This is a genomic window from Paenibacillus sp. 01T47, assembly GCF_056398245.1.
The window spans coordinates 122,824-144,915 of record NZ_JBFTPA010000004.1 but is presented as its reverse complement, the minus strand read 5'-3'; the positions used below and the strand labels follow the sequence as shown (position 1 = coordinate 144,915).

Sequence of the window (22,092 nt, the reverse complement as noted above, 5' to 3'; positions counted from 1 at the left end):
CTCTTCCCTCCATTAAGAAAGCTTCCCTTTTAATTGTTCAATCAAATCACCTAAGCTTAGCTTGGCAACGAGTCGGACACCTTCGTCAAATACTAAATCAGTTGGCGAGTGCGCCATGATAAAGGAAGTCATCCCCATTTTTCGAATAAAAAATAGATCCCAGCTCTTCCCCTCGAACTTCCTGACCTTCTCGTTCAAGGTTTGAAACAACAGTTCTGCTTCCTCTAAGCTCAGCTCTCCGAGGCCAAGCAGGTAGTCAACTGCAAATAAATGCACAAGCTCGTCAAAAGAATACTGTCCACCAATTCCAGATAACGCTCCGAATCTGCTCAGGGTCATTGACGAAACAATGTTACGTTCTCCAATTTCTGCAGCAGTCAATGTCATATCGTTAATAGCGGAAGTATCAGATAACTTACCCGCTAGATCATCTAACGAAAGATCATCCTTCATATTAATAATGTTATGGATGCGCGCTAATATCGTCTGTTTTGGGAAAAAGGTTTCTTGTCCTGTAAACGTTGATTTTCGAATAAACCATTCCTCAGGAATAAGCTTCTTTCGTTTCCAACGATATAATTGCCCATACGAAATGCCGGTTAAATCCAGCAGCTCCTTTTTCGAAATTAAATCCTTATCCACTATAATCACCTCTCGAAATGATCGTAACATAACACTGTTACGTTGTAAATGAGAATATCGCAATAAAGAAAGGTTAGGCTGGCTTGATATTCTTCATTTATATAAAAGAAAAAGGCAGCTCCCGATTCCATTACGAATCAGAAGCTGCCTTTTAATGAAAAAATTTTAGGAATTTATGCCATGTTCATTTCGGATGTTATACATGCCTTGAATTAGCAGCTCCGCAGGATCCCGGTTCAACTGCAAATGTGTCAACAATAGATGTAACGGAATAGCGCAAACGTTGTTTCCGTCTTTAATCGTTGGAAATCCAGCTTCAAAGACTGGACCGTGTTCTTCGTTCCAAGCTAGACCCGCATGTACCTGTTCCGGAGCAAACTCTTCCGTCACAGCTGTTATACATTGCGGAACGAGGATTTTGTCGATTACCGCTTTAGCCTCCTCTTCACTTGCAGCTGCTTGTGAGAGAGGTTTCCCACCCTCGATCTCCATAAGATCGACGAAGAAAGAAGCCATCCACACCGCAGGATCATTCCCCGATTGGAATCTGTTGACCAACTCATGCAGGAAAAATCCGCAGGAATATACGCTGTCCGACTCATCCTTCACATGAAATACAAAAACTGGGCCATAAGCTTCGTGGTTCAACACTTGTCCTTCAACATCGTTAAATTGCATTTTTAAAGCTACGATGCCATTATGGTGAACAGCCTTAATAAGCTCCGCCCATTTCTCCTCGGTCATCGCCGAATCCTTACTGTTTACTTCCTCATTTGTTGTCTCATTGTTTATTGTCATAGTTTTACTCGTCTCCTATAACAGCATCATCTTGTAAATCTCGTTTTTTTCACTAGCCTATCCATCAGCAAGCTTTCTGCTCATTAATTATAGATTACCACAATTACTTACTTTGTTTATATGCAAGTATTTTCCAGACTCATAATCACCTACGAAGAAACTCAGCCACATTATGGTTTCCTTGCTTGACTGCAAGAGACCAGGCAGTATTCCCTTCTCGATCTTCAGTGTTTAAATTTGCTCCATGCTCAAGCAATAAGCGAATGATTTCAATATTATCATCATGAAAAGCTGCAGTATGCAAGCAAGTATGACCATTGCTGTCCAGAAGATTAGTATCGGCATGATGCTTCATAAACAAATTAATGAGATCTATATTCCTTTCGCCTGCAATTGCAGCATGCAAGGCTGTATTGGAGGGAATGAAAGAAATCTTGGAATGAGATACAGCATTAATGTCAGCACCATAGTCAAGCAATACCTGTGCCGCTTCTTTATTGCCAAAATGTGCTGCGAAACCAAGAGGTGTAAGCCCATCCTTATTTTCGGCATTTGCTAGGCTCGGGTCCAATTCTAATAAGCTATTTAGCTGAGTTCCTGACTGAATCGCTTGAAATAAATCTTCGATCAACGGACCATTCATTTTTTCCCCACTCCATTTCAACTGGTTTCATTCTACAACATTACCAAACTTTAATAGACGATTTCAATTATAATAAAATACGTTTATAAACTATTTTTTACTGCTTCTATTTCTAACAATTGTGATAGATTAAAATAGATAGGTATTTTTGCTTGCATGAGGTAAATGCAGGGATTAGAGAGGCGTGTGAAGTATGGAATTATACATATCAAATGAATGGACTAACGATGATAAATCGTATGTTAGCAGCAATATGTTTGCTTTTAATTTAAAGCATTTTCCTGATGACCTTAAAGGTCGCTATCAGGAGGTGAATTTATTTCTCAAAAACGCTGATGGGCAAATTTTCGGCGGGCTTCTTAGCGAAATATGCTGGAACTGGATGCAGATTGAGTACTTATTTGTTGCGGACGAAATTCGTAAATCCGGGTATGGCAAGCAGCTTTTAGACGAGGCCGAAAAAATAGCTAAAGCGAAAAACTGTGATTTCATAAAGCTGGATACCTTAAGCTTTCAGGCGCTCGATTTTTACAAGAAGCAAGGTTTCGAGGTGTTTGGTTCGATACCGAATGCTGGCGGTTATACGCACTTTTATTTAAAAAAAGACCTTTAACCGCTTTGCTTTTCTAATTAGAGCGCCAGATTAAAAAACCTCCATCGAAAGATGGAGGGAACCTTGTCGAAACTGATTATAAGAAAAATAATAGGACGATGCTCCTCCCTCATCTTTCCTTCTTACCTAATAAATGAAGAATTGAAACATTCATGTCCTCTAGTGTTCAAGCTGCTTCCATATTTTATTGAGCCACTCCGCAAATAACTCCTTCTCCTCGAATTGCGGATAATGAGCGGACTGTTCAAACAGAACAAAATCTTTCACAGGAGCATGCAGCACGTCAAAATATTGTTTTGCAGCATTCACCGATGTCATATAATCATATTTCCCCATCACAAAATAACTAGGAATATCCAGTGTCTTCACTACATCAATAATATTATTGCTCGCTTCCTCAGCGAGCAGCATCTTTTGTGTTACAGAAATTCCTCTTAAATAGCGAACAACATCAAGCAAATTATACTCAGGCTGAAACAGAAATCCTTTGTAATAATCCATGTTGTCGTCAATTATCCTTGCTGCACCGCCATATTTTCGAATGATCGATCTAGGCGTCGTTTCCTCCCCTTTTTCGATTGGTTCTCGAAGTGACTCTAATCTTTCCACTTCCTTGGTATTGTTAGCCAGCTTCGCCTGTTCTATAACGTATTGCAAACTATCCAATTCGCTCGTTACCGTATCAGCCACTTGCCCAATTCCGATATAAGCCGCAAACTTGTCAGGTGCCTTAGCCGCAGCTTTCATCCCAATGTATGTGCCAAAAGAATGACCGATCAGCAGCACTTTCTGTTGTCCAAATTTCGCGGTTACATAATCGGTCAACGCAAGCAGATCATCCACAAGCACGTCTGTCGTTAGATTAGAATAGTCTTCATTAAAATGATAAGATTTCCCGCTCCCGCGCTGGTCATAATGTACAATTGTATAATTTTTCTCAAGCAGATCTTGATATTTCCTTACATACGGAATTTCAGAACACCCCGGGCCGCCATGCACAAAAATGACAATCGGATTGCGTTTGTCTACTCCCCTAATCATCACTTCATGCCCAGTACCATTGATTTCAATTTGCTCTAACGTACTTATGCTGTTGTCACCTTTAATGCGAGGTGTCCACGTTGGGAATATCAATCCGACCAGAACAATCAGAACGATGATCATAATAGTGACCTTCCCTATTTTTATTATTTTCCTATTCAAGAGCTGGCTCCTTCAAAACGTTATTATCCTTTCATTATAAATGATTTCATTTTGACTTCATAATTAACGATTTCCTTGCTAAACTTTGCTGCTGTATGAAGAAATGAAAAAAACGACATCGCTGTCGTTTCTCATGGCTTTGATGATATAGAGGTAGTGAATTAAAAAAACTGAACACTATTATGATGCAGCTTCATCTGATGCAGAGAGCCTTTTTCCATAAACCCGATATAGAATGAGACCAAACAGCATGCCGACAAAAGATATGGCGGAAATAGACAAGTACAATGTTTTGCCTCCAAAGCTACCATACACAGCTCCGCCTACATAGGAGGCTAAGATGCCTGAAACACCAAAAAACAGCAGCGCAAGCACCGTTTGACCTGTCGCGCGCCATTCGGTTGGTACTATTCGATAAAGATACTGTATAGCTGCTGAATAGAACACAGGGAAAGTCAACAGCTGTAAAATTTGCAAATACGCGAGTATGTGCGGATCGGTAATCCAAGCTGACAGGAAAAACCGAAGGAAATAGAACACGGCTGAAAACGAAATAATAAGCAGCTCTTTACCTTTGCGCATCCACCAAAAGCTCAGAGCGAACACTACAATTTCACTGCCTGCTGCCAAGAAGAAAGCTTGACCAACCAATTCGGTACTCCCGCCAAGCTCACGAATGTATACGCCAAGAAAGGTATCGTTCATCCGTGCAGGGACGGAACAGATAAACACCAAGAGCAGAAACATTAGTGTCTCTTTATTGCTAATAAAATGCTTGAGGCTCTTTAAGGTAACTGGCTTGCCTGTCACAGGCGCATCCGGCATAATCCAACCTATAATAAAACTGATTAACCCGATTCCTCCAAAAAGCAGCGCCAAGCTATGTTCACCGAAATAAGAGATAACATAACCTGTAAGCAGCGCTGCTAAGGCATAACCCAATGCGCCATAAGTACGAATAGAGCCATAGCTGGTTCCTGAAGATTCGGCAATTGTAAAATTCAAGCTTTCCGTTAATGGATCGATGGACATGAGAAAGAAGTACAGCAGCATCGCGTACAGAATGAGCTGCGGATAACTGCTGGAATCATAAAGCAAATAACCAATTATGGTTGAGAAAAATAACAGTACCAACAATACTTTACGAATGGATTTGGTTCTATCGCTTATCATCCCCCATAAAGGTTGAGCGATGAGCGTAACAAATCCGCCTGTTCCTATAATGAAGCCAATTTGCGAAGGACTTAGTCCTTGTACATCTAAATAAACCGGAAGGAATGAAATAAACATTGCCAGCAGTGCAAAATACAAAAAATTAAAGCCTCGTAATAAGTTTGATGCCTTCATAAAAGTTTAGTTCCTCCACTTGTTTCTTAAATATAGCTATCTCAATCTTTTATTCTACCATGAAATGAAGTTTTATATGTGGCTCAAAATCAAAAAACGGCATCTCTGCCGTTTTTGGTTTCCATTTATGCTGCTGAATTTGCTTTCAGTGAGGCTTATCTCATTGCGCGAACATAATTTCGAAAATGTTAATGTGGATTTTATATTTTATTAATAACTGGTTTCTTGGGCGTTTAACTCTATCCTCTATTATAGAAACAGGCAATAACAACCGAAACGATCTGAGGAGGATTTACAAATGAGAAACTATAAGAAAAAAGCAGCAGCCCTTTTGGTTGCAGCTGCACTTGGAGCATCGACCATTCCGTATGCTGTTATGAACGTATCCGCAGCACCAGCAGTCATTACAAAAGTTTCTGCATCCTCACCATTATCCAATAAAGATATAGAAGCAGCTGTTAATGAGCTCGTAAAGCTTGGTGTTATGCAAGGTTATCCCGACCAATCCATGGGTACCCTAAACCCCATTAATCGTGCCGAACTTGCCAAAATGATCGTAAAAACTTTCCTTCTCGAAGACACTGCTCCAAATACAGTAACCTTAACGGATGTGAGTCCGAATGCTTGGTATGAAGATTATGCTGCAACGGTTGTAGCGCTTGGCATCATGCAAGCTGAGAACGGTCAATTTGGGCCTCGAGCTGTGGTCTCAGATGAAGAGCTGATTCAAGCCGTATCCAAAGCATTAAAGCGTGATCTCAAGTCCGTGAATGCATGGGCCAGTCCGTTCAGCTCTACGAATAATAACTTAACCCGCGGCGAAGCTGCTTATTTGTTGCAAACCGCTCACAAGGCTATTCCATCGGACCAAGCTAAAATCACAAACGTCCAAACGCTAAATGCCATTACCCTCATCGTGACTTTCGATAAACCGCTTACGACAACGGATGAAGAATTCACGAAGGCAAAAACAGATTTTGCATTTAACGATGGTCTTACTTTAACCAATATGCCGCGTCTAAAAACCGGTTCCATCGCAACCTATATCGTTCCTACTTCCGTTCAGCAAGCAGGCACAACCTATAATCTCACTTATAAAGGACAACATGCCGCTTCTTTTACTGGAAATGCAACGAAAGTAAATATGACAACAGCAAGCCAAGTAACAAATGATACGTTTGAGGTAGAAGCGCTGCAAGCAAACGGAGTAACTGACTATGGCTATATCATCTCAGCCTATAGCGGCGGTCGAGGTGCGAATGCATTCATCCTCGATGAGAACAACCAAGTAGGCGGCAAGACATTCCAAATCATTTCTTCAATGCAAGCTCGCCAAGTGACGATTACACCTGAAGGCGGTCAACCGATCATTGCGAAATATGTACCTTTCACACAATCAACAGATGGCAAGCAGGAGCCTAAATTCCGCCTTCCCGAAGGGCAAACATTGAAGCCGGGCGTGACTTATATGGTAACGTCAGATTGGGCTGCTATCGCGAACGCTTCCTTTGTAGCAAAAGAAATACCAACCTTGCAGTTAACTGGTGCTGAAGCTGCTAGTGAAACTACGATTCTCTTGACTCTAGCACAAGACCCTGGAGATGAACTATTCTCTGGCCGCAGTGTTGAGTTAACGGCGCCAACTGGCGAGAAGATCGTTGCTTCCTATAAATATTCCAGCCGTAAAGGCGCAGTTGGCGTATTTGATTTGGCGAAAGACACGAAATTAACGCCAGGAACAACGTACACAGTAAAACCGATAGGCTCGTGGGCAACCGCCCAAGATGTTACAATGTCCTTAAAATAAATTAATTTCTGAGAAAGGATGGGTGTGTGATGTTGCGATTAATTATAATCATGCTGGCTCTTGTCATTTCGGGCTGTCAGGAAAATAATGATCAGGAATTAACAAATGATGAGCAGCATGCAGCCCAATCGGTGAACAACGAAATGGACAAGTTGAATAAAGCTTTGTTAGCAGCAGCAAAACAAGGAGATCGAGCGTCAATAACTAAGCTGCTAGCCGAAGGTGCCGACATCAACGCGACCGACGATCAAGGCAGAACCTCTGCAATGATTGCAGTGCATACGAACCAGCTCGATGTGTTTAACCTCTTCATAGAGAAAGGAGCAAATATCAATATTCAAGATAATCGCTCTGATAACCCGCTCCTTTATGCAGGCGCAGAAGGGCTAATGGACTTCGTTCAAGCTTCGATAGCTGCCGGCGCAGATACAACCATCACCAATCGCTTTGGCGGTACCGCACTCATTCCAGCTGCAGATCGTGGACATGTCGAGATTGTAAGAGAGCTGCTAACCACATCCGACGTCAATATCGATCATGTAAATCAGCTTGGATGGACCGCACTTCTTGAAGCTATTATTCTCGGGGATGGCGGAGCAGATCATCAGGCGATTGTGCGATTATTAATCGATCACGGCGCTAATGTAAATCTTGCGGATTCAGAAGGCGTAACCCCGCTGAAACATGCCCAGAACCGGGGTTTTAAAGAAATGATTGAAGCCTTGCAGCAAGCTGGTGCACAGAAATAGCGGAACGATAATTTATAGAAGAACAACCCACCTGGAGTGGGTTGTTCTTTTGTTTATTTTGCAATCATTACGTAAACAGATATTTCAATTTCCCATTCTTTGAATATCTCTATTACTTCAACGAACATGTTTATTACTTTTAAATTTCTGTACTTTGTAATCATATGAGTGTAGTATCTTATCAATTATTGGCTTTCGTTCTGATTCGAATTTGTGATTCCATACAACCATGCTATACAAGTTCTTAATCGTTTGGTTGTAATTCCCTTTTTCCAATCCAAGTTTTTGTTTGAAATATCGTTTTAACATTTGAATATCTCGTATAAAAACATTTGTTTCTAGATAGATGATTATGTCTGCAGACTCGAAGCTTCGTTGAACCCATTTGTAATGAACACCCTCAATAATCCATTTCTCTTGATTTACAATATCTCCAAGAGTCGCATCACGCACTTCCTGAGAATTTCGAGTATCGCTTTCTTCTCCTCTTCTCCAAACAACGTTATCCAGTTGATAATAATTAATGTCTAATTGCTTTGATAACTTCTCTGCTAGATAAGTTTTACCACTCCCAACTTCGCCAATGATATGTATCTTATTGCAGTTTTTCAAAGCAAGTATCCTCCTTTCCCCCTCTACCTAAAGTATTATTCAATCCTGTGTTTCATTTGCATTCAACGCTTTAATACTAAGTGAAGTATCGGAAATGGTCGTCCTGAACTGTCTAGTTCAGATCGTCCTTGCTGCACAAAACCATATCGTTTGTAGAAGGTGAATGCTCCTTCGTTTTGCTCATTGACATCGACTTGGAGATTGCTGCCTTTTAATGCTTCGGCATGTTTTATTAATCGACTGCCTATACCCCTTCCGTGGTTGTCGGGGTGTACGAAAAGCATTTCGATCTTTGTTCCGTCAAGCCCAATGAACCCTGTCGGTACTTTGTTTTCATTTACCTCTACCCAAATCTCAACTTCCTTTAACGCACCGTTTTGAAGCATCTGATGATAGAATGCAATATCCTTATCTGTCAAAAATGTGTGCGTATGTCGCACAGCCTGATACCAAATATCCACTAATTTATCGTGATCGTTTTCTTGATAGGGAACAATTTTGTTTATAATAACTCATCCTCCGTATTCATTCACTCATTTGTCAGAGAGTTGTTTTAACCAGGAATAACTAATACTAACCTGCGAGAATCCAAGTGATGTATATAAACCTGCATCCGATGCGACATATACATTTTCAGCACCTAAAAGCCTGCATCTCCGCATTCCTTCCGTAAGTGCAATGCTTGCTAGTCCCATACGCCGGTAATCCGGATCTACACAAACAGGTTCAATATAGGCTGCTCGACTAAGATGATCATACCAGAACCCTGCATACGCAACAAAATTCCCTTCTTCATTTTCAATTACGATATTTATAGAAGGATCATATCCAGGTGCACTCTGCATATAGCCTGAATTCCATAAATCTTTGGGGTCCGGTTCGCCAGCATGATCAAATCCGCGCCATAAAACGCGCAGCCTACGTCCATCATCTTCTTTTTTCCAAATATTTCTTACATGAAGTCCTTCAGGCAGCTTCAGATCAGGGAGCTCGTCTACGATTGACCTGCCGGAGTAAACCTCATAGAGGGCAACATCCCGTATATATCCTCTTTCTTCTAATAAAGTTTTCAATGCTTCATTGCTCTCATCCACATGAAACTCTATACTTTTCCGGCCATCTTCTTTTATTTCATATAAATTCGCTTCCGCGTATTCAATCATTTCCGAATACAGGAATGTATAATTCGGGTCTACATCCAAATATACCTCGCCTAGTTCGCTCTCGAAATGAGCAACTGCTACGATTTCTCCATCTTCTTCCCACAGTCCGATTTGTTCGAACACTCCAGCTTGTTTCAGCGGAACGATATTGGGATGAAAAACGATATATTCCCACCGGGCTGGCATAAATACATGACCAACCGACCATTTTCCAAATATACTTTTTAGAAAATCTCTAACCCTGATAAAATCATTCCTCTCAAACTGCTATTCGGTTGCGCCTTTGACGATCTACAACTATTTAAGCATAGTTACTGCAAATCAGAGATACTAGGGATAAAATAGATATAAACAAATAATCCTGCGCTTTAGATAGCAAATCCCTTTCAATCCTTCATTTTATGCAAGTTTACATAACCCTCGTTGTTGCTATTAAACAGCAGGAAAAATATTTTTTAAATTATTTATGAAATAGTGTCGATATTCCCATCAGCGGTTCGTCGTCTTAATAAAGACATAAGGCTATTTATTCTAAGGAGGCAATCAAATGTATACCGCAACTTCTAAAGACGGAACCAAAATCGCATATGACAAAATGGGTAAAGGGCAAGCACTCCTATTAGTAGCGGGTGCTTTCAGTTACCGAAAATTCCCCGCACAAGTACAGTTAGCACAATTATTGAGCGAGCACTTTACGGTTTTCAACTACGACCGCCGAGGCCGCGGCGATAGCGGCGATACACAGCCATATGACACAACCCATGAAATCGATGACCTTAAGGCGATGATTGAAGAGGCTGGCGGCTCAGCATATGTTTGGGGACTGTCATCTGGAGCAGTTCTCGCCCTACAGGCCGCTTCGAATGGAGCTAATATCACGAAACTGGCTTTGCATGAGCCGCCATTTGTTGTCGATTCAGCAGATCGCAAAGCGCCGAAAGACTTTGCACAACAGGTCAAGAAGCTGATTGCACAAAATCACCGTGCCGATGCTATCAAATATTTTATGACTAAAGGAATGGGAGCCCCCTCCTTTATAGTTGCCATGATGCGCATGATGCCAAGCGTTTGGTCTAACCTTATGGCCGTCGCACATACGCTCCCTTACGATGCAGCATTATTGGATGGCTTTATGGATGGAAAACCACTTCCTGCCAAGCTTTGGAGTACGGTTACAATGCCAACACTGGTGATTGAAGGAACCGAAAGTCCAGCTTCACTGCGGCGGGGTGCCCAGGCCATTGCGAAGGTGCTCCCACATGCCCAGCTCGTTAGTAAAAAAGGGCTTGGACATACCAAGAAGCTCGACGCCAAACGAATTTCTGTGGAGCTTATCGCTTTTTTTAAGAACAATCACTAAATAAAAATAATAACGAATAGATGTAGATGAGATGTCGATCTATCGATGATTAATTCGTCGAATAAGTAGAAGCTGAATTATCGGACTTACTTCAATCGGTATAAGCTTCACTAAAAAATAGGAGGAATACACCTATGAGATTTATGATGATTGTAAAGGCTACAACAGATTCAGAGGCTGGGGTTATGCCAAGTTTGGAGCTCATTAATGCGATGCAGAAGTATAATGAGGAGTTGGTAAAAGCCGGTGTCTTGCTTGCTGCTGATGGACTGCTGCCAAGCACCAGCGGCATTCAAATTACTTATCCGGAACCAGGCGGCAAGCCGAAGGTGATAGACGGGCCGTTTACGGAAGCCAAAGAATTAATTGCCGGTTACACGTTGATTGAGGTCAAATCCAGAGAGGAAGCCGTTGAATGGGCGCTTCGATTCCCGGACCCCCATGGATTTGGCCAAGGCGTAATTGAGCTGCGACAAGTATTCGAGGCAGAAGACTTAATGAACAATCCCGAAACCCTTGCAAAGGAAATGGAGCTTCGTAAACAAGTTGTCGACCAGAAGAATGCGTGAATTCATCCTCTCTTCACCACGCTATTAATTTGTTGAAAACGCTAAGTTTTGAGAAAGGAGATCCTTGTCGATCTCCTTTTTCATTTTCCAACTAACAATAGCCTGGCTTCCCTTTGTGGGCATAACAATTCTTCTCTTTTTTCGTTCAAGGGTCTACAGGACATACTAATTTCATATAGATAGACAAGCTAGATGCCTGTACTAGTTGGGCGAATCATATTAGAAAGGATGCGATTGTCGGTATATGGAGCATCTGTTGCCTTTAAAAGTAGAGTTTCTTCTCATGTTTGGGGTAGCACTATTTTGGACGATCGTCTATATTCTCGTTATTTACAAAGGGTTTAAGGATCAAGCCTGTGGAATGCCGCTCGCCTGCATATGTGCAAATATTACTTGGGAATTTCTATTTACCTTTATTATGCCGTTTCACCCGCTTCAGCAAATCGGGACCTTAGTGTGGTTCCTGCTTGACTGCATTATTCTGCTTCAATTCCTCTACTATTCCAAAGGCACCTATCCTAAACTCGTTATTCACGCTTCTGTTTTCGCGCTGCTTGTGATCGCATTTCTGCTGCATTATGGTATGGCGGTTGAATTCCATGATAAGATGGGCATTTATTCGGCCTTTGGCATTAATCTGCTCATGTCGATTCTCTTCATCCGAATGCTGATGATCAAAGACTTGAAGGGACAATCCCTGTCTATCGCTTATTTCAAAATGATAGGTACCTTATTCGCTTCGATCCTCTGCTTCTCGCTCTTTCCGCAATCTCTATTATTGTTTATCATGTATGTTTTGATCCTTGTACTGGACATTGCTTATATCCTACTTGTTTATAGACTTTCAATTAAAACCGTTCACAAACATACGATCAATAAAACACCGCATATCAATGCCTGATTCCTGCTAGCGAAAGCTTAGAAAGCGTAAACTTTCGCTAGCGGATTTCTGCGGAATAACCTTGCTCGGCAATTAATTGCTCGGCTGCATCAAGAATGATCGCTTTGCTTCGTGCAGCATCATAAGTCCTTTTCTTCTAAACAGCCATCTTTATAAACTCCCTCCATTATGCAAACTAACTAAGAGTTGCATTTTTGCCACTGGGTGAATACCCTATTGCAATGAACTCAAATGGAGGATACCATGATGATTCCGTTTTATCCCTATTATGGCTACGAAACAAAGTGCAAACAGGAGCCCCTAACCTTTCCGCCCCAGCATCAAGACAGGCAGCCAGGCCTTGAGTACAAAATGAACCCATTACCGATTTCCGACAACCCCGCGTATAAAGGCAGTGGAAAGCTGGCCGGCAAAGTAGCGATCATTACTGGAGGAGACAGCGGAATTGGCCGAGCTGTTGCCATTGGCTTTGCCAAAGAGGGTGCTGATGTCGTTATCGTTTATTTGTACGAACGTCAAGACGCGCTTACAACTCAGCAAATGGTAGCGCAATACGGTGGTCGCTGCCTGCTAATTGAAGGTGATCTTCGCAGGCCAGAGCTCTCCACAGAAATCATCAGAATAACACTCGAGCATTATGGAAAAATCAATTGCTTGGTGCTTAACCAAGGAGTCCAGTTTCCTCAGACGAGTATTTTGGACATCTCGAATGAGCAGCTGGAAGATACTTATCGGACCAATATTTTTCCTCATTTCTATTTGACGAAAGCCGCGCTTCCATATCTTCATCCAGGCAGCACCATCATCAGCACAGCATCCGTAACGGCTTATGCAGGTGCCCCGCTTCTGGTCGATTATTCTTCAACAAAAGGGGCTGTCGTATCTTTTACCCGTTCGTTATCGCTGCAGCTCGTTAATTGCGGGATACGCGTTAATGCTGTTGCACCGGGTCCGATATGGACACCTCTGACCGTCTCCAGCTATCCAGCTGAATATGTGCAAACATTTGGCGCCAATACGCCGATGAAACGCGCAGGACAGCCATTCGAGCTTGCTCCAACCTACATTTATTTAGCTTCAGACGATTCATCATTCGTTACAGGCCAGGTATTGCATGTCAATGGTGGAATCATGACAGAAACTTAGTCTTCGCTGCCTTCTTACCTTTTCACAAAATAAGGGGTTGCTCCTCAAGTAGATTAACCTACTTGAGAAGCAACCCCTTAGCATTTATGAATGCTTTAAATAATAGGAAGCCGTCATGGGACGTTTCTCACATTTCTTGCGATAGGTTACTGGACTAAGTCCAGTCACCTTCTTGAAAATTCGGCTGAAGTGCTCAGGATTAACATACCCTACACTTTCTGCTACATCGTAAATTTTCAACCCGTTCTCTAGTCCTTCTTTCGCTTTTTCAATTCTTAAATTAGTTAAATAGTTGATAAAATTAATACCGATTTCTTTCGCAAACTGTTTGCTAAGATAACTGTCGCTCACACCGACCATGGCGCAAATCGTAGACAAATGCAAATCTTCATTAAAATGATTATCTAATATCGCTTTAGCTTTCGCTACAACAGGGCTCAGCCAAGCAGCTGTTTTGTCGAGCTTAGGATGCAGCTTATCATGCAAGGCATCAAGAAATAATTGCAGCCATTCCATGGTCTCCTCCCATGTCTCTATACTCCGGACATGCTCAAACGGTTGAGGAAATCTTTCATGCAGCTTATCCCACGACATTCCTCGCTCATGCATCAGCGTACCCGTTTCCCAGATCAAATCGCTGAGTGCTTTTTTGATAGGATCAGGCGAGGATGGAAAGTATTCAAGCAGCAGCTTGAATCCGTGCTGAATGGACTGTTTCCATCGCATAGGGTCGGTATCTTTTAGCGCTTGCAGCAGCTCGAGCTTAAATGGCGCCCATGCTTCTTTCCAATTGTCCTTCTCTGCACCCATTGATCGTTCAGCTTCTGGATAGATCAAGTGGTCATATCCTTGATAGTAACTAAGAAAGGAAAGCCGTTCAGCTTGACGGAACAAACGATTCCACTGCATGACTCCATTGGCAGAGTCACTGATGCCGATCGATAAATGAAGATTCAAAAACTGCCGCAGCCTTATTTTCACATCCGTTAAGACGGCTTGGGTCAAACTTCGAATAGCCATCGCACTGCATTGCTCAGGGAAGGTGAAATATAGGATATAGTTCCGTTCATCATGACGACAAACGCGGCATATTCCTTCATTTCTATCCGTGTTCGTTACGGTTCTAATGGTTTGCATAATGATTTGCTTCGTATGCTCGAAGTGAACCACTTGAGATAATCTAATGAAGGCTACCTTCTGATTTTTCTCGCCCAACTGTTTCCGAACGATATTCAATCCTAATTTCAACTGTTCATCGAGTTCATATTCAGATGAGCTCAATCCATCTGACACCGACAGCTGATGGAGCATGGAACAAACGATTTCGTCTTCATCTAGGGCAGACAATTCAGGTTCCGCAGCCTTGCTCTGCTCACGCCTATTCAATTCCTCCACTGTCTTATTCAGCACAGGCGCAATATATTGTTCATCCAATTTCGCCTTTAGCATATAATCAAACGCCCCAAGTACAAATGAGTCTCTTACATAGCCATAGTCGCCATATGCACTAAGCATAATAATAAGCGGCGGGCGTTCGAACGACACATCTCTAAGTGCTGCAAGCAGCTCCACACCATTCATGCGCGGCATCTTTATATCTGCGAAGATGATGTCGATATCCTGACGATCTTTTAGAAGATGCAATGCTTCTTCTCCGTCGCCAGCCTCTCCTGCAATTTCAATATTTGTTGAAGTTAAAGCGATATATTCCCGAAGCGCTAATCTGGCTAAAGGCTCGTCATCCACGATAAAGGCTTGGTATTTCGGCATCTTACTCCCCCTCATACATCGATAGGCTTTAATTATGCTGAACATATTGCACCGCTTTGCTCCAGTTTTCATTCATCTTGTTCTGAATGCCTGCTACCGACTCGCCTGCAAAAATTTCTTGCGCCAGCTTTTTCTCGTCATACTGCGCTGCGTTTTTCACTTGTACAAATTTCTCATCTAACGCGGAATACATAAAAGGTACAAATGGATGCTCTCTATTCTCCTCATTAAAAAAGGGAAGTATGGACTGAACATCCGTTAACGTCGATGAGCTTTGTGAGTTATTTATAAAAGCCTGATAAACCTCGGGGCTGAATACCCATTCTAGAAATTGTATCGCTTCTTCTTTGTTTTTGGAGTTTTTGTTAATCGCCATATACTGGTCCGGCATCGTTACAGAAAGCAGCGGTTCTTTGGTCGTTTCCCTCCACGGCAGTGCAAAAGCACCTATATCCTCATCATTGCTCACTTTTGCCACATGATCCGAGTAATACCATTGACCGAGTGCGATCATTGCCGCTTCTCCGGACTGAAACAATTGTTTCGCCTGATCAAAGCCAATTTCGAGCGCGTTGGGACCAGCTAATTTATTTTCAGCGATCGTCTTGAGCATATCGGCTGCTTTGCCAAAGGCTGAGCCTTCTCCGAATGGCTTCAATTCGTTTGATATATTGGCCAAATAGTTCTCGTCCTTCGAAAGGATTGGCGGTCCAAATTCAATAAATGGATAGAAGGTCCAATCATCTTTGCCCCCGATAGCAATCGGAATATATTTGCCGTGCAAATTAATTTGATTCAGCACATCCATAAATTGTCCTAAGGTTTGCGGAACACTAACGCCCACCTCTTCAAAAATACTTGGTCTATAATACACATACTCAGAGAAGGATATGAGCGGCAAGCCAAGTGTTTCCCCCTCTATTTCAGCTGGGTATTTATTTCTGCTCGTTGCTTGCAATTGATTAAGAGACAACAATGAATTTTTATAAATAGGCAAATGACCCGGTTTCAAATAAAATAGGTCAGGCAAATCATTTGCCGTCAGACGCACCTTTAAATATTGGCCGCTATTATCTGGAATCGTCTCTACTTCCACTGTTACATTTGGTTTGAGAGCCGAATATTCCTTCACCTTCTCCGTCCAAAATTCGATATCCGTCTTCGATTCCCATATTCCAAATTTCATTTTTACCGGCTGATTTTGATTGGAGGTTTGTTTCTGCGGTGTATTAACAACCAAAGAATAAATCGTATCATTGGTATCAGCCTTAAACATACCGATCCATCCTGCAAGCAAGCCTACCGATATCAAAGTAACGACTAAGACTGTGACAATATTTTTGTTAAATTTCATTTCCACTTCTCCCAGCAAAACCTGAACCCGCAAACGAATGATTGCGCTTTCAAGTATATGGCATTTATTATACAGCGTTTATGGTTAGAAAAGATGACATTTTTAGTTCAAACATGATCATTTATGCTGAAAAATCAGCCATTTCCTCATCCGGTTCATTAATCAAAGGCAATCGAATGCTAACCTTTGTTCCCTGCGGCAGATTAGACTCGTACCGTAATCCATATTGCAAGCCGTAGTGCAGCTGTATCCGTCGATGTACATTTCGATTACCCATTCCGCTAAACGTATAGGAGGCCGTTCTATCTTCAAGCTGATCAATGACGTCTGACGTCATTCCCATCCCATTATCTGCGATCGTAATGAGTAAATTTTTATCCTCCTTTGCGATTGTGATTGTGATGATTCCAGGGTAATCAATATCCTTCAGACCATGAATGATGCTATTTTCCAATATAGGCTGCAGCAATAGCTTTAACAGATAATGTCCTGTAACCTCAGGATCGATGTTCCATTCCATTTGGATGGACCTGCCGAAACGTATCTCCATTATGTACAAATAATGCTTCAAATGGTCGACTTCGTCCGCTATCGTAGTTAGAAGCCCGCCGCGGTTAAAAGAGGAAGCTAAAAGCTGTGTCAACGAGTGAGTCATGTTGCGGATATTGTCCGCTTTGCTTATTAAAGCCATAAACTTAATTGCGTTTAACGTGTTGATTAGAAAATGCGGATTAATTTGCGACTGCAGCGCGGCAAATTCAGCTTTACGCTTTTCGACCTCCTGCTTCTCACGCTGGCTTATTAACTGGCGAACCTGTTCGGTCATTAGATTAAAGGAATGGCCCAGCCTCACCATCTCCAAGCTGCCTGAGCCTGTAAATTTCGCATTTAAATCTCCACCCGTTACACGAACCATTTGGTGGAGCAGCACACGGATCGGCTTTGTCACATTGGAAACAAAATAGAAGGAAACGAGCACAAACGCTAAAATGATCAAAATAGCGAGAAACCACACAAACGAATTTACATTCCGGTAATTGGCGAGCAAATCTGCGAATGGAATAATTTGAACAATGTACCAATCCGTATTGTCTACTTTTGCATACGTTATTAATTTCTTATTGTCCTCTGAGTCATCCACGAAAGACCCTTCTACCCCGCGGCTTATTTCTTTCGACCAATTGTTCACAACGTGGCTTCCTCTATCAATAACTGTATTCGAAGCGATGATTTGACCTTTGCCGCTTACAATATGCAGAACTGATTCCGAATTATCGCGTGACTGCAAAATATGATCGAAAGTTCCGCTTTCAAATGTAAATAGGATCAATTCCATTTTGGACATTCGATTAGTCGTGCTTGGAGAGAGCGCAGCGGCCATCATGTACGGATTGTAATTCCCATAAAGAGCGTTGGGAAGCATGCCTTGAAACCGTATGACATCAGGCTTGCTAATCGTGTCACGGTACCAATCTTGCTCGCGTACAGCAGAGTCATCCATCATCATGTTTTTTAAATAAGAATATGATTTTCCGTTATCAAAAAAAAAGTTAACAGAGAGCACACGGCCAGAGACGGATGCGGTGTACTTCTCGATCATTATTTTCAGCTTATTGGCAGCCTTCTGCTTCTCGATGCCGCTCAAACGATTAATATCAAAAATGGTGAAAATGACATCCTGATCTACGCCAATCGAAGCAAACAGACCAGACATGCGATTGATTTCTTGACTTACTGAATATGAAAGCGCTTTCGATATTTGCAGCGAGCGCCCAGTGTTTTGTTCGAGAATATCCCGTTCGTAAATGTTCAATATAACGGAGCATATTAAAAAGACAGGTACGATAACAACTGAAATAAAAAATAGTTTTAATATGGTAGACATGCGCAAGTTTTTTTGCATATTGGCTCCTTGATTAGATGTTAGGCTTACTCCTCGTATATAACCACCTCAAGCTCATCGCTGTCAATATTCATTTTGGCAAAATCAGTTTCCTTTCTATTAATAAAGTAATGCACCAGCTCGCTGTTTGCTGTAACCGCTTCCTTATGAGCAATAACCAAATATAAATTGAGTACAAAATATGACGGATTCAGTTCAAAAATGGTCATGTACCCGGTTGCATACCCAGCTGTATACTTACCAAAAAAAGGAGGAGTCAACAATGCAAAGAAACAAAATATTTTCGATTTTATTAACAGTAATGATGATCTTTTTAGCCGTCGGGTGCTCAAACTCGAAGAGCAACAACCCGGAGGTTACCAAGTCTCCCGCTCCTGCTGCAACAACCGAGCCCACTTCTGCTGCCGAGCCAAGTCCTGATGCTGCCGGCCTTGAAGGCAAAGTCGTCTTCTGGTCCATGTGGAGTGACACTGAACCGCAAGCAAAAGTGATTAAAGTGGCAGTCGATGAATTTAAAGCTGCTAATCCAAAAGTTACCGTCGATCTGAAGTTTACAGGACGGGATATTAGAAAGCTCATTAAACCAGCACTCGACGGCGGCGAACAAATCGATATATTCGAGGATGATCCTTCCGTTACAATGGCGATAGTTAAGGACCATTTGCTGAAGCTGGATGAATATTTGGCTACACCCTCTGTAGGAATGGAAGGAAAATCATTGCAAGATTCACTTATGCCAAGCTTAATGGATTGGACAAAATCGTTGTCAGTAACAGCAGGACTTGAAGAAGGCCACTATGCGATTCCGCAGCAGCCGTTCGCTGTACTATTTTTCTACAACAAAGAAGTGTTTGAGAAAGCAGGAATTACGACTCCGCCTAGCTCATGGGAGCAGTTTATGGAATATTGTGAGCTGATTAAGAAATCTGGCGTTGCTCCAATTACATTCGATGATGCATACCGTGATTTGTTCATCGGCGGATACCTCAGCAGCGCAATGGGCAATGAATGGGTCGACGCACTCGTGAATGACAAAACAGGCGAGATGTGGAAGGATCCGATCATCCTTCAGTTCGCCAAAGATATGGTCATGATGAAAGAGAAAGGTTACTTCTCTTCTAAGCTTGCAGGCAGTAAATACCCAGCTGCACAGCAGGATCTCGTATTCGGTCAATCCGCAGCTTATCTGAACGGCACTTGGCTTCCGAATGAAGTTTCTGCCACAGCAGGTCCTGATTTCAAATGGGGCTCCTTCCAATTCCCAACTGTGCCTAACGGCAACGGAAAAGGCCAGAATGAGCTGACATTTGGCGCACAAGCTCTTATGCTGAACAAAAACAGTAGCAATAAAGAAGTTGCTATCGAATTGGTTAAATATCTGGTAAGCCAAAAAACACAAGCTGAAATGGTGAAGCAAGCTCAAGCTATTCCCGTTTCTATCGATACAGAATGGCCAGCAGCACTCGCTGAAGCAGAAACAGCAATTAACAACGCTAAGGTCAATGCGCCTTGGGGCTACGGAATCAACAACTCCGCTGACTTCTCCAAAGGTGTAATCGTACCTGTATTTATGGAGCTTGCCGCTGGTAAATTAACGGCAGACGCTTACGTCAACAAAATGAGTGCAGAAGCCAAAAAGTTTTATGGCACAAAATAACGTTAATTAAATACTTCGATCATTGTGCAGCGATCCTTCGGATTGCTGCACAATGACGTTATAACGGATTATGAATCATATCCGGGAGGGAAATTTACATGCAAATTAAAAAACCGATGATTGCCCTTTTCCTTTTGCCGGCGGTACTCATCTATCTTGCAGTCTTTCTATATCCAACGCTTAGAGCTTTGCTGATGAGTTTCTATTCCTTGCCGTCCATATCAAGCAAAATGTCAGAGTGGTCATTTATCGGATTCGAAAATTACTCAGACCTGTTCCGCAACAGCTATTTTATGGACTCTGCATGGAATGTATTGAAAATATGGCTGTTTGGCGGCATCATCACGATTTGCTCCGCCTTCCTATTTGCTGCTATTTTATCATCCGGCGTCCGCGGCAAAACGTTCTGGCGCTCGCTCGTTTATTTGCCGAATACCGTATCTGCAGTCGTGTTATCCGTTATTTGGATTCATTATATATTCAATTCAAGCTATGGCTTCTTAACGAAGCTGTTCCGTTTCCTTGGACTCGATATGCTTGCCGATATTCAGTGGACGAGCGACAGTTATTTGTTCCTCTCCATGCTGCTGGCGTACTGCTTTGGTTCCATCGGCTACTTTATGCTTATCCTTAACGCCGGAATGGACCGTATTCCACGCGATTATTACGAAGCTGCTCTGCTCGAAGGGGCTAATCCATTGCACAAGTTTTTCCGAATCACGCTGCCGCTGCTTCAGGACATATTCCGTATGACGCTCGTTTTATGGACGGTAACAGCCGTGAATTTCTTTGTCTGGTCCGCTACCTTTGGCGGTGCGAGTGAAAGCGTCGCTACGATGACGCCGGGCTACTTTATGTATCTCAAAGTGTTTGGCGACGGCACTTCAGTTTATACGACGGATGCCTTTAATGTAGGAGCAGGCGCGGCAGTAGGCGTTAGTATTACGATATCAATTCTAATCCTATCCGCCATCATCAATCAGTTCTTCCGTAAAGAACGTCTTGAATATTAAAGATGAGGTGTTAGCATGGTTAATAAAATTCGGTACGTCCCGCTCTATTTGTGGCTGCTGTTCACGATTGTATTGTTTGGTTTCGCCATTCTAGCTTCACTGAGCACAACCAGAGGCATTTTTACAAATTCACTATTTGAGAGCGGCATTCATTTCTCCAATTATATAGATTTATTCAAAACCCAGAAGATGGGACGGTACTTTCTGAACAGTGTCATTTATACCGTTTCAGCTTGCGTTGGTGTTCTCGTATTCGCTGCTCCTGCCGCTTATGTTTTGGGCAGAGTAAAATTCCGCGGCAAAAAAATAGTCAATCTGATGTTTTTATCCGCAATCTCCATCCCTGGCCTGCTCATATCCATCCCGCTTTTTTCATTGTTCGTTGAGCTGAAGCTAACGGGTTCCATTATTACGCTCGTACTAATCTATATTTTCACTAATATTCCGTTTAGCGTATTCCTTCTCACCGGATTTTTCGCTTCCATTCCGAAGGAGTTGGAGGAATCAGCAGCTGTTGACGGCTGCGGACCTATCCAAACGTTTATCAAAATTATATTGCCCGTTGCCCAGCCTGGCCTCATTACAGTTTCTATTTTCAACTTTATGTCGATATGGAATGAGTATTTGTATGCGCTTATATTTGCTGGTGATCCGAAATATCATACGCTCGCGCTTGCATTGCAATCCATCGTACTCGGCTTTACCAACACAGGAAACTATTCCGGTATCTTTGCAGCATCCATCATCGTATTTTTGCCTACTTTCATTTTGTATTTGTTTATTTCCAAGCGAATTGTTGCAGGCATTACGGTTGGATCAGTAAAAGGATAGAAAGGAGTTCA

Annotated in this window: 22 protein-coding genes; 10 read left to right on the top strand and 12 right to left on the bottom strand. The window is 42.2% G+C overall.

All coding sequences use genetic code 11. The features are described 5' to 3' along the window. Positions 1–12 precede the first annotated feature (12 nt). The 3 genes from AC1DOV_RS10610 to AC1DOV_RS10600 form a co-directional block, all read right to left on the bottom strand. Positions 13–642: a DUF4004 family protein gene (locus AC1DOV_RS10610; RefSeq protein ID WP_477549886.1), complete on the bottom strand. Its 630-nt coding sequence runs from the start codon at positions 640–642 to the stop codon at positions 13–15. A gap of 165 nt (positions 643–807) precedes the next feature. Next, positions 808–1,440 carry a hypothetical protein gene (locus tag AC1DOV_RS10605; RefSeq protein ID WP_076270946.1) on the bottom strand — a complete coding sequence of 211 codons (633 nt, stop codon included), beginning with the start codon at positions 1,438–1,440 and terminating at the stop codon, positions 808–810. 145 nt (positions 1,441–1,585) lie between these two features. Next, on the bottom strand, positions 1,586–2,083 hold the full coding sequence (locus AC1DOV_RS10600; RefSeq protein WP_477549885.1) for an ankyrin repeat domain-containing protein: 498 nt from the start codon (positions 2,081–2,083) through the stop codon (positions 1,586–1,588). Positions 2,084–2,276: 193 nt separating this feature from the next. On the opposite strand from AC1DOV_RS10600, the gene AC1DOV_RS10595 reads away from it, so the two are divergent. Next, on the top strand, positions 2,277–2,696 hold the full coding sequence (locus AC1DOV_RS10595; protein WP_441880938.1) for a GNAT family N-acetyltransferase: 420 nt from the start codon (positions 2,277–2,279) through the stop codon (positions 2,694–2,696). 159 nt (positions 2,697–2,855) lie between these two features. Here the strand turns inward: AC1DOV_RS10595 and AC1DOV_RS10590 are convergent, their stop codons facing one another. After that, positions 2,856–3,860 (bottom strand): alpha/beta fold hydrolase, encoded by a 1,005-nt coding sequence (locus tag AC1DOV_RS10590; protein WP_477549884.1) that lies wholly within the window; start codon positions 3,858–3,860, stop codon positions 2,856–2,858. 219 nt (positions 3,861–4,079) lie between these two features. Beyond that, complete coding sequence (locus AC1DOV_RS10585) at positions 4,080–5,246, bottom strand: MFS transporter (protein WP_339203852.1); 1,167 nt, start codon at positions 5,244–5,246, stop codon at positions 4,080–4,082. A 298-nt stretch (positions 5,247–5,544) separates the two neighbouring features. On the opposite strand from AC1DOV_RS10585, the gene AC1DOV_RS10580 reads away from it, so the two are divergent. Together AC1DOV_RS10580 and AC1DOV_RS10575 are read left to right on the top strand one after the other, a co-directional pair. After that, positions 5,545–7,053 (top strand): S-layer homology domain-containing protein, encoded by a 1,509-nt coding sequence (locus tag AC1DOV_RS10580; RefSeq protein ID WP_477549883.1) that lies wholly within the window; start codon positions 5,545–5,547, stop codon positions 7,051–7,053. Between the two features lie 29 nt (positions 7,054–7,082). Further along, positions 7,083–7,802 (top strand): ankyrin repeat domain-containing protein, encoded by a 720-nt coding sequence (locus AC1DOV_RS10575; RefSeq protein WP_477549882.1) that lies wholly within the window; start codon positions 7,083–7,085, stop codon positions 7,800–7,802. 117 nt (positions 7,803–7,919) lie between these two features. Here AC1DOV_RS10575 and AC1DOV_RS10570 read toward each other — a convergent pair whose 3' ends face one another. From AC1DOV_RS10570 to AC1DOV_RS10560, 3 genes are all read right to left on the bottom strand, one after another. Further along, positions 7,920–8,414: a P-loop NTPase family protein gene (locus AC1DOV_RS10570; RefSeq protein ID WP_477549881.1), complete on the bottom strand. Its 495-nt coding sequence runs from the start codon at positions 8,412–8,414 to the stop codon at positions 7,920–7,922. A gap of 62 nt (positions 8,415–8,476) precedes the next feature. After that, positions 8,477–8,923 carry an acetyltransferase gene (locus tag AC1DOV_RS10565; protein ID WP_430054551.1) on the bottom strand — a complete coding sequence of 149 codons (447 nt, stop codon included), beginning with the start codon at positions 8,921–8,923 and terminating at the stop codon, positions 8,477–8,479. Between the two features lie 24 nt (positions 8,924–8,947). After that, on the bottom strand, positions 8,948–9,763 hold the full coding sequence (locus AC1DOV_RS10560; protein WP_477549880.1) for a GNAT family N-acetyltransferase: 816 nt from the start codon (positions 9,761–9,763) through the stop codon (positions 8,948–8,950). Between the two features lie 361 nt (positions 9,764–10,124). Between AC1DOV_RS10560 and AC1DOV_RS10555 the strand changes: the two genes are divergently transcribed. The 4 genes from AC1DOV_RS10555 to AC1DOV_RS10540 all read left to right on the top strand — a co-directional run bounded on the left by AC1DOV_RS10555 (position 10,125) and on the right by AC1DOV_RS10540 (position 13,553). Beyond that, entirely contained in the window at positions 10,125–10,937 is an 813-nt protein-coding gene (locus AC1DOV_RS10555; protein WP_477549879.1) for an alpha/beta fold hydrolase, read from the top strand. A 134-nt stretch (positions 10,938–11,071) separates the two neighbouring features. Then, positions 11,072–11,506, top strand: coding sequence for a YciI family protein (locus tag AC1DOV_RS10550; RefSeq protein WP_477549878.1), 435 nt, complete (start codon positions 11,072–11,074; stop codon positions 11,504–11,506). Positions 11,507–11,750: 244 nt separating this feature from the next. Continuing rightward, on the top strand, positions 11,751–12,407 hold the full coding sequence (locus AC1DOV_RS10545; protein ID WP_477549877.1) for a transmembrane-type terpene cyclase: 657 nt from the start codon (positions 11,751–11,753) through the stop codon (positions 12,405–12,407). A 246-nt stretch (positions 12,408–12,653) separates the two neighbouring features. Then, the gene (locus AC1DOV_RS10540; RefSeq protein ID WP_477550045.1) at positions 12,654–13,553 is read left to right on the top strand and encodes an SDR family oxidoreductase; all 900 of its coding nucleotides are present in this window, start codon (positions 12,654–12,656) and stop codon (positions 13,551–13,553) included. 84 nt (positions 13,554–13,637) lie between these two features. Here the strand turns inward: AC1DOV_RS10540 and AC1DOV_RS10535 are convergent, their stop codons facing one another. From AC1DOV_RS10535 to AC1DOV_RS10520, 4 genes are all read right to left on the bottom strand, one after another. Further along, entirely contained in the window at positions 13,638–15,323 is a 1,686-nt protein-coding gene (locus AC1DOV_RS10535) for a response regulator transcription factor (protein WP_477549876.1), read from the bottom strand. A 28-nt stretch (positions 15,324–15,351) separates the two neighbouring features. Further along, positions 15,352–16,677 carry an ABC transporter substrate-binding protein gene (locus tag AC1DOV_RS10530; RefSeq protein ID WP_477511945.1) on the bottom strand — a complete coding sequence of 442 codons (1,326 nt, stop codon included), beginning with the start codon at positions 16,675–16,677 and terminating at the stop codon, positions 15,352–15,354. 121 nt (positions 16,678–16,798) lie between these two features. Further along, positions 16,799–18,580 carry a sensor histidine kinase gene (locus AC1DOV_RS10525; RefSeq protein ID WP_477549875.1) on the bottom strand — a complete coding sequence of 594 codons (1,782 nt, stop codon included), beginning with the start codon at positions 18,578–18,580 and terminating at the stop codon, positions 16,799–16,801. 26 nt (positions 18,581–18,606) lie between these two features. Beyond that, positions 18,607–18,789, bottom strand: a complete 183-nt coding sequence (locus tag AC1DOV_RS10520) for a hypothetical protein (protein ID WP_477549874.1) — start codon at positions 18,787–18,789, stop codon at positions 18,607–18,609. Positions 18,790–18,842: 53 nt separating this feature from the next. On the opposite strand from AC1DOV_RS10520, the gene AC1DOV_RS10515 reads away from it, so the two are divergent. From AC1DOV_RS10515 to AC1DOV_RS10505, 3 genes are all read left to right on the top strand, one after another. Continuing rightward, positions 18,843–20,237, top strand: a complete 1,395-nt coding sequence (locus AC1DOV_RS10515; protein ID WP_477549873.1) for an ABC transporter substrate-binding protein — start codon at positions 18,843–18,845, stop codon at positions 20,235–20,237. 98 nt (positions 20,238–20,335) lie between these two features. Further along, positions 20,336–21,250 carry a carbohydrate ABC transporter permease gene (locus tag AC1DOV_RS10510; RefSeq protein WP_477549872.1) on the top strand — a complete coding sequence of 305 codons (915 nt, stop codon included), beginning with the start codon at positions 20,336–20,338 and terminating at the stop codon, positions 21,248–21,250. Positions 21,251–21,265: 15 nt separating this feature from the next. Continuing rightward, on the top strand, positions 21,266–22,081 hold the full coding sequence (locus AC1DOV_RS10505) for a carbohydrate ABC transporter permease (RefSeq protein ID WP_076271505.1): 816 nt from the start codon (positions 21,266–21,268) through the stop codon (positions 22,079–22,081). Positions 22,082–22,092: the final 11 nt, after the last annotated feature.

Bases quoted from the DNA above. Each gene is read 5' to 3' on its own strand.
- AC1DOV_RS10605 (WP_076270946.1), bottom strand. From the start codon at position 1,440: ATGACAATAAACAATGAGACAACAAATGAGGAAGTAAACAGTAAGGAT.
- AC1DOV_RS10600 (WP_477549885.1), bottom strand. From the start codon at position 2,083: ATGAATGGTCCGTTGATCGAAGATTTATTTCAAGCGATTCAGTCAGGA.
- AC1DOV_RS10595 (WP_441880938.1), top strand. From the start codon at position 2,277: ATGGAATTATACATATCAAATGAATGGACTAACGATGATAAATCGTAT.
- AC1DOV_RS10590 (WP_477549884.1), bottom strand. From the start codon at position 3,860: ATGATCATCGTTCTGATTGTTCTGGTCGGATTGATATTCCCAACGTGG.
- AC1DOV_RS10585 (WP_339203852.1), bottom strand. From the start codon at position 5,246: ATGAAGGCATCAAACTTATTACGAGGCTTTAATTTTTTGTATTTTGCA.
- AC1DOV_RS10580 (WP_477549883.1), top strand. From the start codon at position 5,545: ATGAGAAACTATAAGAAAAAAGCAGCAGCCCTTTTGGTTGCAGCTGCA.
- AC1DOV_RS10575 (WP_477549882.1), top strand. From the start codon at position 7,083: ATGTTGCGATTAATTATAATCATGCTGGCTCTTGTCATTTCGGGCTGT.
- AC1DOV_RS10560 (WP_477549880.1), bottom strand. From the start codon at position 9,763: ATGCCAGCCCGGTGGGAATATATCGTTTTTCATCCCAATATCGTTCCG.
- AC1DOV_RS10555 (WP_477549879.1), top strand. From the start codon at position 10,125: ATGTATACCGCAACTTCTAAAGACGGAACCAAAATCGCATATGACAAA.
- AC1DOV_RS10550 (WP_477549878.1), top strand. From the start codon at position 11,072: ATGAGATTTATGATGATTGTAAAGGCTACAACAGATTCAGAGGCTGGG.
- AC1DOV_RS10545 (WP_477549877.1), top strand. From the start codon at position 11,751: ATGGAGCATCTGTTGCCTTTAAAAGTAGAGTTTCTTCTCATGTTTGGG.
- AC1DOV_RS10540 (WP_477550045.1), top strand. From the start codon at position 12,654: ATGATTCCGTTTTATCCCTATTATGGCTACGAAACAAAGTGCAAACAG.
- AC1DOV_RS10535 (WP_477549876.1), bottom strand. From the start codon at position 15,323: ATGCCGAAATACCAAGCCTTTATCGTGGATGACGAGCCTTTAGCCAGA.
- AC1DOV_RS10530 (WP_477511945.1), bottom strand. From the start codon at position 16,677: ATGAAATTTAACAAAAATATTGTCACAGTCTTAGTCGTTACTTTGATA.
- AC1DOV_RS10525 (WP_477549875.1), bottom strand. From the start codon at position 18,580: ATGCAAAAAAACTTGCGCATGTCTACCATATTAAAACTATTTTTTATT.
- AC1DOV_RS10520 (WP_477549874.1), bottom strand. From the start codon at position 18,789: ATGACCATTTTTGAACTGAATCCGTCATATTTTGTACTCAATTTATAT.
- AC1DOV_RS10515 (WP_477549873.1), top strand. From the start codon at position 18,843: ATGCAAAGAAACAAAATATTTTCGATTTTATTAACAGTAATGATGATC.
- AC1DOV_RS10510 (WP_477549872.1), top strand. From the start codon at position 20,336: ATGCAAATTAAAAAACCGATGATTGCCCTTTTCCTTTTGCCGGCGGTA.
- AC1DOV_RS10505 (WP_076271505.1), top strand. From the start codon at position 21,266: ATGGTTAATAAAATTCGGTACGTCCCGCTCTATTTGTGGCTGCTGTTC.